This is a genomic window from Streptomyces sp. NPDC051286 (assembly GCF_044455345.1).
Taxonomy (GTDB): Bacteria; Actinomycetota; Actinomycetes; order Streptomycetales; family Streptomycetaceae; genus Streptomyces.
In genome coordinates this window covers 16,173-32,814 of sequence record NZ_JBITER010000044.1, presented here as the reverse complement: position 1 = coordinate 32,814, position 16,642 = coordinate 16,173, and the positions used below count along the sequence as shown (strand labels likewise).

Here is a 16,642-nt window from a genome sequence, read left to right as displayed (position 1 = left end):
CATGGGCGTCACCCTTCTCGTCTCTGGTCAGGGCTCAGAAGGGCCTGTCGCCGACAATTCCGGCGCGCTCCATCTTGCGGACGGCGGGCCAGTAGTCCTGGACCGCGTAGTGCTGTGTGGAGCGGTTGTCCCAGATGGCGAAGCTGTTCTTCTGCCAGCGCCAGCGCACCTGGTACTCGGGGACGGCTGCCTGGCTGATCAGGTAGTTCAGGAGGTTGTTCGCCCCGGGCGCGTGGTCCTGGCCGAAGCGCACGTTCTGGGGCGTATGGAAGTTGACGAAGTGCGTGGTGAAAGCGTTGACGAAGAGGATCTGCTCGCCGGTCTCCGGGTGGGCGCGCACCACCGGGTGCTCCGGGTCCGAGTACCGGGCCTTCAGCTGGTGGCGCTGTTCCATAGGCATGACGGCGCCGAAGGTCGCCTCGATGCTGTGCCGCGCGCGCAGACCCGCGATCTGCGTCTTGATGTGCTCCGGCAGCCTGCGGTAGGCCTCGGCCATGTTGACCCAGACCGTGTCTCCGCCGACCTCAGGCGTTTCCACACAGCGCAGCACGGCCCCCATGGGCGGGCACTCGCGCCAGGTCCCGTCGCAGTGGAGCGCGTTCTCGTAGTGCTCGGGCTTGCTGTCCAGGTCCTTGTAAATGCGGACCAGCCCCGGGTGGTCCGGATCGCTGCCGACCACAGGGTGGTCCTCCAGCGGGCCGAAGCGCGAGGCGATGGCGACGTGCTCGGCGCGCGTGATGTCCTGGTCCCGCAGGAAAAGGACCTTGTACTTCAGCAGCAGCTCCCTGAACTCGGCGAACAGGTCGTCGTCGCGCGAGACGTCGCCGAGATTCACTCCGAAGAGCTCGGCGCCGATGGTGCAGGTCAGCGGCTCAACCTTGATCGATGTATGGAGGACGCCCGGGCGCACCAGGGCGGGCGTGGCTTCCTTCGGGTGGACTGTCCGGGGCATGTGCTCACTCCTGGGGTGATGTGCTGGTGCCGTGACCGGCCATGTGTGCCCTATGAGGAGCGTCGTCCGGTGCGTGCGATCGCAAGGCGGCCGAACGTCCTGGGATGGGGTCTCCCCTGCTCGAACGGAGCTGAGAGCTCGGGGAAGGAGCTACCAGGACTTTCGGCCAACGCAGCGAGCGTGCGTGCTGGGCGGCGCGACGGGGCAAAGCTTGCCGGGAGCGGCACCAGGCACGGCGGGTTCGAAGGTGCCGGGCTTGGCGTGTTCGAAGGTGCGTGGCACGGAGTGTTCAGAGGACGAAGACGGAGGATCCCGTGGTCCGTCCCGCTTCCAGATCGCGGTGTGCCTGTACCGCGTCCTGGAGGGAGTAGCGCTGATTGATCTGGATCTTGATACGTCCGGACTCGACATGCCCGAACAGCTCGCCCGCCAAGGCGTCCCGCTCGGCGGCTTCGGCGATGTAGTCGGCCAGCGCGGGCCGGGTCACGAACAGCGAGCCGTGGATGGCGAGCTGCATGGCGTCGAGGGGCGGTACACCGGAGGCCGTGCCGAAGCACACCAGCAGACCGCGGCGCTGCAGCGAGGCCATGGATCCGGCGACGGTGTCCTTGCCGATGCTGTCGAAGACGACGGGAACTCCGGCGCCTGCAGTCAGCTCTCGCACCCGCTCGGCCACGTCTTCGCGCCGGTAGTAGATGATGTGTTCGCAGCCGTGTGCGCGGGCGATCTCGGCCTTCTCCTCGCTGGAGACCGTGCCGATCACGGTGATTCCGAGCAGCTTCGCCCACTGGCAGACGATCAGGCCGACGCCCCCCGCCGCCGCGTGGAGCAGCACGGTGTCGCCGGCCTTCAGCGGATGGATCCGGCGCATCAGATACGCGGAGGTGAGGCCGCGCATGGTCATCGCAGCGGCGGTCTCGCAGCTGATCCCGGCCGGCAGCTTGATCAGCGACCCGGCGGGCATGACCCGCTCGGTGCTGTAGGCCCCCAGCGGACTGCCGGTGTAGGTGACGCGGTCGCCCTCGGCGACATGCGTCACCCCCCCGCCCACAGCCTCGACCACACCGGAGGCCTCGACACCGAGCCCCGCAGGCAGCGGAGCCGGGTACAGACCGGAGCGGAAATAGGTGTCGGCGAAGTTGAGTCCGACGGCGACGTGCCGGATCCGTACTTCGCCCGGGCCCGGGCCGCCGACGGTGACCTCCTCCCACCGCATGACGTCGGGGCCGCCGGTCTCATGGAAGCGAATGGCGTGTGCCACAAGTTGCTCCGTCTGCTCGTGTGTGGGTACGGCGGTCGCGGGCCGATCCGGATCAGCGGGGGCGGATGCAGGATCGGCCCCGAGACCGCCACTGGTGGGGGTGGGTCAGCTCTTGACGTCGCGCAGCATGAAGCCGCGCCGGCCGGGGCGGCGGTTGGGTACCATGCCGAGCTGGGCCAGGGTCTCGTCGGCGTCCGCGTACCATTCGCCGATCTTGTAGATCTTCTTCGCTTCCTGCCCGGTGGCGATCTCACGGCCGAGAGCATCGGCGACCTGAACCATCTGCTCGACCTGCTTCACGGAGGACATCCGCTCGCCCTTGCGCCGCCACAGGTTGTCCTCGTTGCCCACCCGCACGTGCGTGCCCAGGGCGATGCCGATCGCGTTCATCGGCGCCACCGCCCGCATGGAGGCCTCGATGGTGAGTACGGCGCCGTCCGGGACGCGGCGGATGAACTCGATCAGGTCGGCCGGATGCCGGCCGGCGAACCCGCCGCCGATGGCGACGTAGTTGAGCACCAGTGGCCCGTGGTAGATGCCCTTGCGGATAAGCCGCTCCACGGTTTCCAGCTGCGCCATGTTGGCGAGTTGGAAGTGTGGCTGGATGCCGTTGCCGCGGAGCCGCTCGAGGTGCTCCAGGTAGAAGTCCGGTCCTGCCTCGACCACCATGTCCCGGTAGGCCTTGTAGTACGCCGGCTTGGCCATCGAGGTGCCGTCGATGTCCTCGTCGTCGAAGAGCTCGACGATGTTCATCTGGTTGGTGTTGATCGCGATCGTCACCTGGTCCGGCCTGGGGTTGATCTCTGCCAGCATGTGGCGAGTGTCGTAGCTCAGCCACTTGGCATCGGAGCCCTCGTCCTCGGGGGCGAAGGAGATCGACCCACCGATCTGGAGGACCATGTCCGGCACGGCTTCGCGCAGCCGGGCCATCAGCTCGTTGAACATGGACATGCGCTTGGAGCCGTGACCGTCCAGCTCGCGCACGTGAATGTGCAGCACCGTGGCGCCGGCGTTGTAACAGTCGACCGCCGCCTGCACGTGCTCATCCATGGTGAGCGGCAGGTCGTCGGCGTCACCGGGCAGCCACTCCGGCCCGTAGGGGGCCGCCTGGATCACCAACTTCTCCTGGTTCTCCGGGTACAGGGAGTCGTCGAGGAAGTGCACGGTCCATCTCCTTTGTCGGACGGGTCTTCACTCGCCGCGCGCATCGCTGCCCGCAACGCACGGCCTGAAGGGCTTGGCGAGGGGCGGCGTGAGCTCGCAGAAGGGGTTCCCAGGCCCGCCGGCGGCTCAGATACGATCAGCGAGTCCAGAGGGAGCACGCGGCTGCAGCAGGGTTCCTGCTCGTCCTTGTGGGGCCTTCGGTATCCCCTGCGGTAATGCAACGTTAAGGGCCGGTTACGCGCCACGCTTGCCCCTGGGTGACAACTGACTTATCGCTTGGGGACAGGCTTTGGCCCTGTCGGCATCGCCCCGGCCCAGGAAGGCCCAGGGCGAGGTGGCGGGTTGCTCCGACCTCCGGCTCTTGATCGCCGGTGCTCACTCCTCGCCGGAGTGCTGCTGCCTGGCCCTCCTGATGCGCCACTCCCTCGGGCTGCTGCCGAACTGCTCACGGAACCAGCGTGAGAAGCCGCTCGGTCCGGAGAATCCCAGCAGCCCGGAGATCTCTGTCAACGAGCGGCGCGGGTTCGCCACGAGCTGCTCCGCGAGCTCGGTACGCGTCGCGTTGAGGAGGGAGGAGAACGTCTCGCCCGAACTCGCCAGGTACCGGTGGACGGTTCTCCGGTCGACGCCGAGGCTGGATGCGACCTGCTCGATCGAACAGCGCCCGCTCGGCAGCAGTACTTCGATCAATTCGCGCACACGGTCCAGTACGGTCGTGTCCCTCGAGACTGCGATGGACTCGAAGTACTGCCGCGCATAGTTCCGGAGCAGCGGGTCCGACATCGTATTGGGAGTATTGAGGTCGCTTGTACAGAAAACGATCCCGGTGAATTCCTGGTCGAATTCCGCTACCGGACCGAAGATGCGCCGGTGGGTACCGAGATCTTTGGGAGCGCTGTGCGTGAAACACACGGAGACCGACTGCCACCGAGCACCGAGGAAAGTACGGAGAACTCCATGGAAGGCGCCCACGGCCAGCTCCGTGGCCTGCCGGGCTTCCCTCGCCTCACCCAACTCCAGGCCCACCTTGAGGGTGGTCAGGCCGCTTGCCTCGGAGAGTCGGCTACGGAGCATTTCGTTGTACATGTAGTCATGTCGCATCAGTAACGCGAGTGCGCTGCGGACATCGGGCTCCTCGCGGATGACCAAGCTGATAGGGCCGAGATTGGCGAAGCGTCGGCGCTCAGCGAGGAGCAGGCCGAAGTCCTCGCGGTGCGAGGCCACCGCCGAGAGTTCAAGCAGCTGAGTCACGGCCACGCCAGAGATCCATCTGTCCTGGACCGCGAGGCCCACGGGGTCCAGACCCACGCTCTTCATCAGCGCCCGTGGGTCGATACCGAGGGACTGGCTGAGCTCGACGTAGCTGTTCAGCGCTGCGTTGCGGACCAGTGGCTTCAAGGGCGCACTCCAAGGCTCTGTCCCCAAATGGTAAGTAAGGTGTCACGTCAAGTAAAGCGCTGCGCCAGGCCGTGACCTAGCGTTGCACCACTCCGATGGAGCTCGCCTCCCGGATTCGACGTCCCGGCCGACCGGAATTCCCGCGGAGAACACCATGGCAAATACTCCCACCGTTGACCAGCCCTCTGGAAAAATGGCACGGAACCCTATGCAGATCGATAACTCCGGGCGGAATGGTCCGGTTTAAATCCACGGGATTCTTCCGCACAGAATGGAGAAGGATCCTGCACGAGACTTCCGGTCCCTCAGCCAGGGAAAAGCCGCACGCGTTGGGGACCCGACGGATGCACGACCCGAGTGAGGCCACCATGACGAGCGTGATCACCATGCGGCGCAGGGCCGGCCTCTGCTGCTCCCGCAGCATGGGTGACCGCCACCAGATCCGATCGAAGGGGGAAGCCGAATGAACAACCTCGCCTCACTCCTGGCGGAATCCGCCTCAGCCGATGGCGGCCGCATCGCCATTCTCCAGGACGAGATCGTCCTCACTTATGCCCAACTGAACGATGCCAGCGCCCGGGTCGCCACCCTGTTGCAGGCCAAGGGCATCCGGCCGGGCGATCGCGTGGCGTTGGTCATGCCCAACGTCACCTACTTCCCCATCGCGTACTACGGCATCCTCCGCGCAGGCGCCGTAGTGGTACCGATGAATCCGCTGCTGAAAGCCCGTGAAATGGAATTCACCCTCAGGGATTCCGGATCCCGCATCGTGGTGACGTTCCCACTGTTCGCGGACGAGGTCGCGACGGCCGCCGCAGAGGTCGGGGCCCTATGCCTGGTCACGGACCCAGCTGCATTCGACATCCTGCTGCAGACCACCGAACCGATGCCCGAGATCGTCGACCGGGCAGAGGACGACACCGCCGTGATCCTCTACACCTCGGGAACAACAGGGACCCCGAAGGGCGCCGAACTGACCCACCGCAACCTGATGACCAACGCGGCCACCACGGTCGAGACACTGCTCCACGTCGGGCCGAACGACGTACTCTTCGGCGGCTTGCCACTGTTCCACGCGTTCGGGCAGACCTGCGCCCTCAACACAGCTGTCGCTGCGGGCGCCACCCTGACTTTGCTGCCACGATTCGAACCGGCAAAGGCGCTGGAGATCATTCACCGGGATGCGGCCACCGTCTTTCTGGGCGTCCCCACGATGTACACAGCCCTGCTCCACGCCGGTATCCCCGACGGCTATGACCTCTCACGGCTGCACCTGGCCGTGTCCGGCGGCGCTTCCTTGCCGGTCGAAGTACTCCACGGCTTCGAGCGGGAATTCGGCGTCACCGTACTGGAGGGCTACGGACTCTCGGAGACTTCTCCGGTCGCCTCCTTCAATCCTCCGAACCGGCCACGCAAGGCCGGCTCGATCGGGCTGCCCATCCGCGGGGTCGAACTGAGGCTCGTGGCGGACGACGGCACCACAGCCGGCCCGGGCGAAGTCGGTGAGATCGCGATCCGCGGCGAGAACATCATGAAGGGCTACTGGAACCGTCCCGGTGCGACCACGGAAGCCATCCGGGACGGGTGGTTCCACAGCGGTGATCTCGCCCGAGTCGACGAAGACGGCTACTACTTCATCGTCGACCGGAAGAAAGACCTCATCATCCGCGGCGGGTACAACGTCTACCCGCGCGAGATCGAGGAGGTGCTCTACGAGCACCCTGCCGTCGCCGAGGCGGCAGTGGTCGGCGTGCCACACCAGGTGCACGGGGAGGAGGTAGCCGCCGTAGTAACACTCCGGGACGGCGCACGGACCACTGCCGATCAGCTACGCGACTACGTCAAACAGCGGGTGGCTGCCTACAAATACCCACGGATCGTCACGTTCACCAACGGGCTCCCCAAGGGAGCTACGGGCAAGATCCTCAAGCGTGAAATCGTGCTCCAGCACGAGGCGTTCGAGGGCTGAGAGCGCCCTGCAGGCCTCCGGTCAAGGGGTGGCCGAGGACACGACATATACGACGGGGGACGCCGGATCGGTCATGTCGACGGTGATGTTCTGGGTGGGACGCGGGTCCTTGTTGGTGTGCGTGGTGCCCGCCCAGTCGGTGCCGGGGCCGAAGTACCAGCCGGCGATCTTGGCGTCGCGGGCGCCGACGGTGACCTCGCCGTCCTGCAGGGCGGCGCGACCGCTGCCGAGGTGGCTCAGGAAGCGGTCGAGCCCGGCGGACGACGTGCGGAACTGCACGTACATCCGGCTGGCCTTCCAGTTGTTGGTCTCGTAGTACTGGACGTCCACGGCGTTGCCGGGAATCGGCAGTTCGAAGATCCTTCGCTGCATCCGGGACGGCCAGCCCTCGCGCATCCCCTGTGCGGCGGCCTCGGCCGCCTTGTCCTGACCGGAGCTGCGGCTCTGCTCTGCGGAGATCAGCAGATAGCCGGCCGGGACGCCGATCAGCAGCACGATGATGGTCGCCGTGATCAGGCGTCGGCGGATCATCCGGCGCCGGTCCTGCGGGTGCCTGCCGCCGTCCTCGCCGGGCGGCGAGGACGGGCGCGGCACAACGGGGTGCTCGGCTGTGGTCATGTTCTGGGAATCCCTAGGAGGTGCGGGTGTTGCGCGTGGAGCGGATGGTGCTCGCGGCCTGGTCGTAGATCTGCGCATACCGCTCGTACCGCTCGACGCGACGGCGGTTGGTACGGCGGAACCTCCGCGCGACCAGCCGGGCCAGGTCGGCGGCGCCGACCATGCCTGCCTCCGGACCGAGCTGCGCCCTGGCGATCCGGGCCTCGGGGCGGTAGCCGCGGCCGGTGAGATGGCGTTTGAATGCGTCCCTGGCGGGGCCGATCAGCAGATCGTCGGCGGCGCTCACACCGCCGCCGATGACGAAGCAGGAGGGGTCGAGCGCGGCGGCCAGATTGGCGATGCCGACGCCGAGCCACTGGCCGATGTCCTGGAGGAGTTCGATGCACATCGCATCGCCCTCCCGGGCCAGTTCGGTGATGAGCGGCCCGGTGATCTCGGGGATGTTCCCCTTGACGCGCTCGATGATGCCGTGGGCGACCGGGGAGTCCGCGGCGGCCAGCTCCCGGGCCTCGCGGACCAGGGCGTTGCCGGAGCTGTACTGTTCCCAGCAGCCGCGGTTCCCGCAGGGGCAGCGGTGCCCGCCGGGCACCACCTGCATGTGGCCGAACTCACCGGCGACGCCGTACTTGCCGCGCTTGACCTGACCGTCCTCCAGGATCGCGCCGCCGATGCCGGTGCCGAGCGTGATCATGACCAGATGGTCTTCGCCGCGCCCGGCGCCGAAGCGCCATTCCGCCCAGGCGGCGGTGTTCGCGTCGTTGTCGACCATGACGGGGACGACGAGGCGGGAGGCCAGCGCGTCCCTGAGGGGTTCGTCGCGCCAGGCGAGGTGCGGGGCGAACAGCACCCGGGAGCGGTCCGCGTCGACCCAGCCCGCCGCGCCGATGCCGACGGCGTGCACATCGTGCCGGTCGGAGAGATCGAGGACCAGCTCGACGATGGTGTCCTCGACGACCTTGGGGCTCTTGGACTTGTCGGGCGTCTCGGTGCGCAGCTGCTCCAGGATGTTGCCGTCGGCGTCGACGACGCCGGCCATCACCTTCGTACCCCCGATGTCGATGCCGACGGTGGGCACCCGGGGTGCGGTGAGGTGTGAGCGCCGCTCACGGGTGCCGACGGTCCGCAGGACGGTGGCGCGGGCGGAGCCGCGGTGTGTGAAGTCGCGGTACGTGCTCATCGTCCCTGCGCGGTCTGGGGGGCCGGGTGGTGATGCTCCCGGCGACGGACGGCGCCCGTCAGACTCGATTCTGCCACTGCCGGGGCGCCGGGCGGGCGGACCGGGTCCGCGGCGCCCCGGTGGCGACCCGCCCGGCGGGGGTGTCCGGCGGATCAGGGTCGACCCCGGCCGTGATCCGCCGGACACCCCTATGGGGTGTCCTCGGTGTCCGGGCGCCCCGGCGACGTGGCCCGCCGCAGCTCGTGGCTGAGCTCCTCGAGCTCGCTGCCGCCCGCCATCTGGCGGGTCAGCTCGTCCAGCGTGATGCCGTCCTTGGCGTGGCTGCCGGACATGGCACCTCGCTTGAGCAGCACGAACCGGTCACCGACCAGATACGCGTGGTGCGGGTTGTGCGTGATGAGAACCACGCCGAGTCCGGCGTCCCGTGCGGCCGCGACGTACTTGAGCACGACCCCGGACTGCTTGACGCCGAGCGCCGCGGTGGGCTCGTCCAGGACGAGCACCTTGGCACCGAAGTAGACGGCGCGCGCGATGGCGACGCACTGGCGCTCGCCGCCGGACAGGGTGCCGATCGGCTGGTCGACGTCGCGCAGGTCGATGCCCATGCGCAGCAGTTCGGAGCGGGTGGTCTCGCGCATCTGCCGGACGTCGAGCGTCTTGAACGGGCCGACACCCTTCGTCGGCTCGGAGCCGAGGAAGAAGTTCCGCCAGACGGGCATCAGCGGGACGACGGCCAGGTCCTGATAGACCGTGGCGATGCCCCGGTCGAGGGCGTCGCGCGGATTGGCGAGCGTGGTTTCCTCACCGTCGATGAGGAACGTTCCGGCGTCGTGCCGGTGCAGGCCCGCGATGATCTTGATGAGGGTGGACTTGCCCGCGCCGTTGTCGCCCAGTACGCAGGAGATCTCGCCCGCGTTGACCACCAGCGAGACGTCCTGGAGCGCCTTGATGTTGCCGTAGAACTTGCTGACGTGGTCCAGCTCGATCAGCGCCGGAGGGGCCGGGGTCGTCATTTCGTCGCCTCCGCGCGCTTGCGTACCCATGCGTTGAGCAGGGTGGCCAGGAGCAGCATGGCTCCGAGGAAGAACTTGAACCAGTCCGGGTTCCACTCCGCGTAGACGATGCCCTTGCTGGTCATGCCGAAGATGAACGCACCGACCGCCGAGCCGATGGCGGAGCCGTAACCTCCGGTGATCAGGCAGCCGCCGATGACGGCCGCGATGATGTACGTCAGCTCGTTGCCGACGCCCTCACCGGACTGCACCACATCGTACGAGAACAGCAGATGCTGCCCGGAGACCCAGGCGGCGAAGGCGACCCCGAGGTACAGCCCGACCTTGGTACGGATCACTGGGACGCCGACCGCGCGGGCCGCGTCGGCCTCGCCGCCGACCGCGAAGATCCAGTTCCCGAAGCGGGTACGGAGCAGGATCCAGGTGGCGATCGCCACGAGCACCGCCCACCACAGGATGGTCACCTTGAACTCGACGCCGCCGACGGTCCACTCCGAGGCGAAGACCTTTTGGGCCGAGCCGAAGCCTTCCATGTCGCCGATGGACTTCGTCGACACGGTGCCGCTGATCAGCTTGGTGAAGCCGAGGTTGAGACCGGTCAGCATCAGGAACGTGCCGAGCGTGATGATGAAGCTCGGAAGTTTGGTGCGGGTCAGCATGAGCCCGTTGAACGCGCCGATGGCCAGGGTCACCAGCAGCGACACGAAGACGCCGACCCAGACGTTGGCCGTCATCTGGTAGCTGAACATCGACGAGACCAGCGCGGAGCTGGTGACCAGCACACCGGCGGAGAGGTCGAACTCGCCGCCGATCATCAACAGGGCGACCGGCGCCGCCATGATCCCGATGGTGGACGCCGCGTACAGCACCGTGCCCAGGCTGGACGCGCGCAGGAAGCTGTCGGCGACGATCGAGAAGAAGAGGAAGACGGCCGCCGCGCCGACGACCGATCCGAGTTCGGGGCGGCCCAGGAGCCTGCGCAGCGGTGAGGTGCGCAGCAGCCGCTCGTCGGCCCCGGACAGGGCGGGTGGTTGCTCCGTCGTGGTCATCGGGTCCCCCGCTTCGTGTACTCCGCCAGCTCGGCGGCGTCCTTCGAGGTGATGATCTGCGGGCCGGTGAGGACGGGGCGGCCGCCGCCGAGCACATTGCGGTTGTAGCGGTAGAGCCAGAGCAGGTCGACGGCCTCGTACCCCTGGAGGTAAGGCTGCTGGTCCACGGCAAAGCCCAGGGTCTTGTCCTGGAGTCCGGCGGCGACCTTGGCATTCAGGTCGAAGGTGTCGATCTCGGCCGTGGAGCCCGCGGTCTGCTTCGCCTTCACAGCAGCGTCGGCGAACGGCGCACCGAGGGTGACGACCGCGTCGATGCTCTTGTCGGCCTGGAGCTTCGCCTCGATGGACGCCTGGACGTCGGGCATGTTGGTGCCCTCGACGTACAGGTTCTGCATCTGCCCGTCGAAGGTCTTCTTCGCCCCGGCGCAGCGCTGCTCGTGCCCGACGTTGCCCTGCTCGTGCAGGATGCACAGGGCCTTCTTGCGGCCGCGCGCGTTGAGCTCGTCGCCGACGGCCTCGCCCGCGATGGACTCGTCCTGGCCGATGTGGGTGAGCGCGCCGAACGCCTTGGACTCGGCGGAGCCCGAGTTCACCGTGATCACCGGTATCCCGGCCCGGGTCGCCTTGGCGACGACGTCCTTCAACGCGTCGGGCTTGGCGAGCGTGACGATCAGCCCGTCGACCTTCTGGTCGATGGCGGCCTGGACGAGCTGGGCCTGCTGCTGCGCCTCGTCGCTGTGCGAGTACAGGAACTTGATGTTGTCCTTGACGGCCGCCTGCTTCGCACCGCTCTGGACGATGTCCCAGAAGGTGTCGCCATCGCCGGAGTGGGTGACCATGGCAAAGGTCCAGCGGGGTGTGTTCACCGCGGACCGTCCTTCGGCTGCGGCCTGGGCCGCGCGCTCCTCCGCCCGCTTGCCACCGGTGCTGCTGCATCCCACGAGGGAGGCCCCGAGCACCGCCGCAAGCACGGCGCCCATCGCACGTACCCCTGTCCGAACCCTTGCCACGACGTGGTGCCCTTCTTGTGCTGCTCGCTGTGCTGCTTGGTGCCGACCGGGGGTGTTTTCACCCGGTCCGGCTGGCCAAGTATCCCCGAGCCCGACTCGGCGCCGCCCGGCAGGGGCGGGCCGTGTGTGCCGGCACGGAGTGGGCACGGCGGTCCGCACGCGGGTCACCGGGTACCGCGCGCGGTGTACTTCTCCAGCTGCGGCACGTCGGCGGCGGTGACGATCGCCGGGCCGGTGAGCACGGGCTTTCCGCCGCCGATGACGTTTCCGTTCGTCCTGTCGAGCCACAGTTCGTCGACGGCGAGATAGCCCTGGAGGTAGGGCTGCTGGTCCACGGCGAAGCCGACCTCGGAGGCCTTCAGCCGCTTGACGACCTCGGCGTTGAGATCGAACGTGTCGACCTCGGCCGTGGAGCCGGAGCCCTCCTTGGCCTTGACGGAGGCGGCGGCGAACGGCGCGCCGAGGGTGACGACCGTGTCGATGCCGTGGTCGGCCTGGAGCTTCGCCTCGATGGAGGACGTGGAGGCGGGCATGTTGGTGCCTTCGACGCTGAGGTTCTCGACGCTCCCCTTGAAGGTCTTCTTCACCCCGGCACAGCGTTCCTCCAGCGACACATTGCCCTGTTCGTGGATGACGCAGAGGGCCTTCTCGCGGCCCCGCTTGTTGAGCTCCTCACCGACGGCCTCGCCCGCGACCTTCTCGTCCTGCCCGATATGGCCGATCGCGCCGACGCCCTTGGAGAACTGCGCGCCCGAGTTGATGGTGACGACGGGGATGCCTGCCTTCACTGCCTTGGCGACGACGTCCGCCATGGCTTCCGGTTTGGCGAGGGTGACGACGATCCCGTCGACCTTCTGGTCGATGGCGGCCTGGACGAGCTGGGCCTGCTCCTTGCCCTCCTTGTTCGCGGAGTACAGAAACTCGACGTTGTCCTTGGCCGCCGCCTGCTTCGCACCGCTCTGGACGATGTCCCAGAAGGTGTCGCCCTCCCCCGAGTGTGTGATCATCGCGATCTTCATCCGGGGGGTGGAGACGCCCTTGGCTCCCTGCCCGCTGCCGCTGCCGGACCTGTCCTCGGAGCTCTTGCCACCGGAGCTGCTGCATCCGGCGACGACGGTGACGGCGAGGCTGATGGTGCAGATGGCGATCAGGGGTGCTGCCTTGCGAGGAGTACGCATGGTGGGTCCGCCTTCTCTCCCGGCCGCCCGAGTGCGGCTTGGGGAGTTCTAGCGAGGAGCGGGGACCCCGTCAACGGGCCGATATGCGGGCGTCAGCGGACAAGCAGCTGGAAATCGAAGGCGTAGCGCGACGCCCGGTAGATGTGCGAGCCGAATTCGACCGCCCGCCCGGTGTCGTCGTACGTGGTGCGTTCCATGGTCAGCAGCGGCGCGCCCTCGGGTTCGGCGAGCTGTGCCGCCTCCGCGGCCGTGGCAAGGCGGGCGCCGACGGTCTGGCGGGCGCTGTGCAGAGTGACTCCGGCGGCCCGCAGCATCCGGTAGAGGCCGGTGGCCTCCAGTCGTTCGGTGGACAGGTCGACGAGGCCGGCCGGCAGGTGGTTGCGGAGCAGGGCCATCGGTTCGCCGTGCGCGGACCGCAGCCGTTCGACGAGGTGGACCTCGGTGCCTTCCGGGACGCCGAGGGCGGCGGCGGTCGCGGCGGGGGCGGGCTCCACCGTGTTGCGCAGGACGCGGGTGGTGGGGTGCTGCCCGGCCGCCTCCAGGTCGTCGTACAGGCTGCTCAGTTCGAGCGGACGCCGGACCTGACTGTGGACGACCTGGGTGCCCACGCCGCGGCGACGGACCATCAGCCCCTTGTCGACGAGCGACTGGATGGCCTGGCGGACGGTGGGGCGGGACAGGCCGAGCCGGGCCGCGAGCTCGATCTCGTTGCCGAGAAGACTGCCGGGGGCGAGCCGGCCCTTCTCGATGGCCGCCTCCAGCTGCTGGGCCAGCTGATAGTAGAGCGGGACCGGGCTGCTGCGGTCCACGCCGAGTTCGAGGGCGGCGGGGTCGGCGGTGGGTTTGGACACGGCAGGAGCGTAGCTGTCACGTCCGGAACACCGGTAGTCAGGTCGTCCTGTTGTCCGGACAATCCGAGTGCCCGCGCCTCACCGCGTCGCTCCGCCCGTGAAATCGATGGGGCGCCGGAGCCGTACGGGGTGCGGGTGCTGCGGCTCGATCCATCGAACACACCCCAGTTTGTCAGGACATATAGTTGACAGCGCAGCTGGTGGGCGGCACGTTGGGTCCATGCGTATCGGACTCATCGGCACCGGCCGGATCGGTTCCTTCCATGCGGGCGCACTGGCCCGCCACCCCGAGGTGGACACCCTGGTGGTGACGGACATCGACGGGGCGCGGGCGGCCGGGATCGCGGACCGCATCGGCCACGCGACAGCCGTCGGGTCCGTGGCCGAGGTGCTGGGCGCGGGGGTGGATGCCGTCGTGATCGCCTCGGCCACCTCGGCCCACGCGGAGCTGATCGGACTGGCCGCACGGGCGGGCCTGCCGGCGTTCTGCGAGAAGCCCATCGCACTGGATCTGGCGGGGACACTGGCCGCCCTGCATGAGGTCGAGCGGGCCGGGAGCGTGCTCCAACTGGGCTTCATGCGCCGCTTCGACGCCGGGTACGGTGCGGCGCGCGCCGCCGTGCGGAGCGGGGCGCTGGGCAGGCTCCACACCGTACGGGCCATGACGTCCGATCCGGCGCCGCCGCCCGCCGCGTATCTGCCGCACTCCGGCGGCCTGTTCCGTGACTGTCTGGTCCATGACTTCGACATCCTGCGGTGGGTGACGGGCCGTGAGGTGGTGGAGGTGTACGCCACCGGTTCGGATGCCGGTCCCGCGATGTTCCGGGCGGCGGGCGACGTCGACACGGCGGCGGCGCTGCTGACCCTCGACGACTCCTCACTGGCGACGGCGACGGCGACCCGGTGCAACGGTGCCGGGTACGACGTACGGATGGAGCTGGCGGGCGAGCTCGACCAGGTCGCGGTCGGTCTGGACGACCGTATGCCGCTGACGTCGGTGGAACCCCAGGGCCCCGCCGCGCCGGCCAAGCCGTGGCCGGGGTTCCTGGAGCGGTTCGCCGCGGCGTACGAGGCGGAACTCGACGCGTTCGTCCAGGTGGTGCGGGGCGAGGCGGCCAACCCGTGCGACGGCCGGGAGGCTCTGCACGCGCTGCGGATCGCGGAGGCGTGCGAGCTGTCCCGGCGCGAGCACCGGCCGGTGGCGGTGGCGGAGATCCGCACCGACTGACGGTGCGGCCCCTCGCTACCGGGCGACCGGCAGCCGCTCGCGGCCCCGTATCAGCAGGCCCGTGCGGTCACCGAGTCCGGCGAGGCCGACGATATCCGCGGCTTCGGTCGCCTCGGCCGCTCGACTGGTCCAGGAGGGACCCTTCAGCGCGCCTCGGCGGAGAGCACGGTTCCCTGGGCGACCGCGCACAGGACTTCCGCACCGCCGTCCGCCGCAGCGAACAGATCGCAGCGGACCACCGCCTGGCGACGGCCGGTGTGCACGACGTTGGCGCGGGCGATCAGGGTGCGACCGGTCGCCGGACGGATGTACTGGATCGAGAAGCCACCGGTCAGGACGGCCGGCCCGAGGGTCGTCCCGGCGGCGAAGGTGATCGAGTTGTTGGCGGCGTACGACAGCACGCCGCCGTGCACAAAGCCGTTCTGCTGCTGGAGTTCCTGCCGGATGTCCACTTCGAGGGTGGCGGCGCCGTCCCCGAAGGCGGTGATCCGTGCCCCGACGAGCCCGCTGAACGGCTGGCTGTCGAGGACCTTCTGCGCTATCTGCATGTCAAGTCCGCTCATGGCGCACCTTCTTACCTCACCAGCGCACCGGCAGGTGCCGGACCCCTCGGATCAGCATCCCGGGCAGCCAGTCCAGCTCCGCACCGGCCGGGTCGAGTGCGAGATCCGGGCACCGCTCCAGCAGCGTACGGATCGCGATCCGGCCCTCCATCCGGGCCAGCGGCGCCCCCATGCAGAAGTGCATGCCGTGACCGAAGGCCAGGTGGCCCTGGACGTCGCGGCGGATGTCGAAGTGGTCCGGGTCCGGGTAGCGGGCGGGGTCGCGGTCGCCACCGGCCAGGGCGACCAGGACCGCCTCACCCGGCGGAATGGTCCGGTTGCCGATCTCGACCGGCTCCCGGGCGAAGCGGAAGGTGGCGGTCTCCACCGGTCCGTCGTACCGGAGCATCTCCTCGACCGCGCCGTCGATCAGACCGAGGTCCGCGCGGAGTGCGGCGAGTTGTCCGGGATGGCCGAGCAGGGCCCGTACCCCGTTGGAGATCAGATTGACGGTGGTCTCATGTCCGGCGACGAGCAGCAGAAAGGCCATACCGACGAGTTCGTCGGGCGACAGTCCGTCTCCCTCCTCGTCCCGCAGCCTGATCAGCGCGCTCATCAGGTCGTCGCCGGGCGCGCACCGCTTGTCCTCGACGAGCTCCACGAGATAGGCCCCCATCGCGCGGACCGCTTCGCCTCCCGCGTCCGGGGACGTCGGAGCGACGATGCCGTTCGACAGCAGGCGGAACCGGTCGCGGTCCAGGTCCGGCACGCCGATCAGCTCGCAGATGACGGTCATCGGCAGCGGGAAGGCGAGCGCGTCGACGAGGTCGCCGCGCCCGGCGGGCACCATCGCGTCGAGCAGTTCGTCGGTGATCTGCTGGACCCGTGGCCGCAGCGACTCGATCCTGCGGGCGGTGAACTCGCGGGCGACGAGTCTGCGCAGCCGGGTGTGGTGTGGCGCGTCCATCTCCAGCATGTTGGCGTTGATCAGATCGCCGTCACCGGTCCAGCGGTCCGAGGTCCGCCAGTCCTTGCTGAGCCGTTGGTCGGCGAGGGCCGCGCGGCCCTCCTCATACCCGACGATCAGCCAGATCCGCTCGGCGTCATCGGTGCGGATGGTGTGCACCGGTCCCTCGGAGCGCAGCTTCGCGTACGTCGGGTAGGGATTCGCGGTGAAGTCATGGACCCCGCGAAGATCGATGTCGACTGCGGACACGGTTCAGCCCCTCCCG

15 protein-coding genes are annotated in these 16,642 nt (G+C 68.5%); 2 read left to right on the top strand and 13 right to left on the bottom strand.

Annotated features, from left to right (window positions below):
• Positions 1 to 34 precede the first annotated feature (34 nt).
• The 4 genes from ACIBB8_RS30600 to ACIBB8_RS30585 all read right to left on the bottom strand — a co-directional run bounded on the left by ACIBB8_RS30600 (position 35) and on the right by ACIBB8_RS30585 (position 4,775).
• Positions 35 to 952: a TauD/TfdA dioxygenase family protein gene (locus tag ACIBB8_RS30600; RefSeq protein WP_398957603.1), complete on the bottom strand. Its 918-nt coding sequence runs from the start codon at positions 950 to 952 to the stop codon at positions 35 to 37.
• Positions 953 to 1,241: 289 nt separating this feature from the next.
• Complete coding sequence (locus ACIBB8_RS30595) at positions 1,242 to 2,213, bottom strand: quinone oxidoreductase family protein (RefSeq protein ID WP_398957601.1); 972 nt, start codon at positions 2,211 to 2,213, stop codon at positions 1,242 to 1,244.
• Between the two features lie 105 nt (positions 2,214 to 2,318).
• Positions 2,319 to 3,377 (bottom strand): 3-keto-5-aminohexanoate cleavage protein, encoded by a 1,059-nt coding sequence (locus tag ACIBB8_RS30590; RefSeq protein ID WP_398957599.1) that lies wholly within the window; start codon positions 3,375 to 3,377, stop codon positions 2,319 to 2,321.
• 375 nt (positions 3,378 to 3,752) lie between these two features.
• A complete protein-coding gene (locus ACIBB8_RS30585; protein WP_398957597.1) occupies positions 3,753 to 4,775 on the bottom strand; it encodes an AraC family transcriptional regulator in 1,023 nt (340 codons plus the stop codon).
• A 463-nt stretch (positions 4,776 to 5,238) separates the two neighbouring features.
• Here ACIBB8_RS30585 and ACIBB8_RS30580 point away from each other — a divergent pair, with 463 nt between their 5' ends.
• Positions 5,239 to 6,744 (top strand): long-chain fatty acid--CoA ligase, encoded by a 1,506-nt coding sequence (locus tag ACIBB8_RS30580; RefSeq protein ID WP_398957595.1) that lies wholly within the window; start codon positions 5,239 to 5,241, stop codon positions 6,742 to 6,744.
• A 21-nt stretch (positions 6,745 to 6,765) separates the two neighbouring features.
• Here ACIBB8_RS30580 and ACIBB8_RS30575 read toward each other — a convergent pair whose 3' ends face one another.
• From ACIBB8_RS30575 to ACIBB8_RS30545, 7 genes are all read right to left on the bottom strand, one after another.
• Entirely contained in the window at positions 6,766 to 7,362 is a 597-nt protein-coding gene (locus ACIBB8_RS30575) for a hypothetical protein (RefSeq protein ID WP_398957593.1), read from the bottom strand.
• A gap of 13 nt (positions 7,363 to 7,375) precedes the next feature.
• Positions 7,376 to 8,539 (bottom strand): ROK family glucokinase, encoded by a 1,164-nt coding sequence (locus tag ACIBB8_RS30570; RefSeq protein WP_398957591.1) that lies wholly within the window; start codon positions 8,537 to 8,539, stop codon positions 7,376 to 7,378.
• A gap of 188 nt (positions 8,540 to 8,727) precedes the next feature.
• On the bottom strand, positions 8,728 to 9,582 hold the full coding sequence (locus tag ACIBB8_RS30565; protein ID WP_398957590.1) for an ATP-binding cassette domain-containing protein: 855 nt from the start codon (positions 9,580 to 9,582) through the stop codon (positions 8,728 to 8,730).
• On the bottom strand, positions 9,549 to 10,601 hold the full coding sequence (locus tag ACIBB8_RS30560; protein ID WP_398957588.1) for an ABC transporter permease: 1,053 nt from the start codon (positions 10,599 to 10,601) through the stop codon (positions 9,549 to 9,551). The genes ACIBB8_RS30565 and ACIBB8_RS30560 overlap by 34 nt, the downstream gene beginning before the upstream one ends.
• Positions 10,598 to 11,581, bottom strand: a complete 984-nt coding sequence (locus tag ACIBB8_RS30555; protein ID WP_398957586.1) for a sugar ABC transporter substrate-binding protein — start codon at positions 11,579 to 11,581, stop codon at positions 10,598 to 10,600. Before ACIBB8_RS30555 ends, ACIBB8_RS30560 begins: the two co-directional genes overlap by 4 nt.
• Positions 11,582 to 11,775: 194 nt before the next feature.
• Positions 11,776 to 12,789, bottom strand: coding sequence for a sugar ABC transporter substrate-binding protein (locus ACIBB8_RS30550; protein ID WP_398957584.1), 1,014 nt, complete (start codon positions 12,787 to 12,789; stop codon positions 11,776 to 11,778).
• 92 nt (positions 12,790 to 12,881) lie between these two features.
• Complete coding sequence (locus ACIBB8_RS30545) at positions 12,882 to 13,640, bottom strand: GntR family transcriptional regulator (protein ID WP_398957582.1); 759 nt, start codon at positions 13,638 to 13,640, stop codon at positions 12,882 to 12,884.
• A 220-nt stretch (positions 13,641 to 13,860) separates the two neighbouring features.
• Here ACIBB8_RS30545 and ACIBB8_RS30540 point away from each other — a divergent pair, with 220 nt between their 5' ends.
• Positions 13,861 to 14,868 (top strand): Gfo/Idh/MocA family oxidoreductase, encoded by a 1,008-nt coding sequence (locus ACIBB8_RS30540; RefSeq protein ID WP_398957580.1) that lies wholly within the window; start codon positions 13,861 to 13,863, stop codon positions 14,866 to 14,868.
• 143 nt (positions 14,869 to 15,011) lie between these two features.
• On the opposite strand, the gene ACIBB8_RS30535 is transcribed toward ACIBB8_RS30540, so the two are convergent.
• Positions 15,012 to 15,431 carry a PaaI family thioesterase gene (locus ACIBB8_RS30535; protein WP_398957578.1) on the bottom strand — a complete coding sequence of 140 codons (420 nt, stop codon included), beginning with the start codon at positions 15,429 to 15,431 and terminating at the stop codon, positions 15,012 to 15,014.
• Positions 15,432 to 15,447: 16 nt separating this feature from the next.
• Positions 15,448 to 16,626 carry a cytochrome P450 gene (locus ACIBB8_RS30530; RefSeq protein ID WP_398957576.1) on the bottom strand — a complete coding sequence of 393 codons (1,179 nt, stop codon included), beginning with the start codon at positions 16,624 to 16,626 and terminating at the stop codon, positions 15,448 to 15,450.
• Positions 16,627 to 16,642 lie beyond the last annotated feature (16 nt).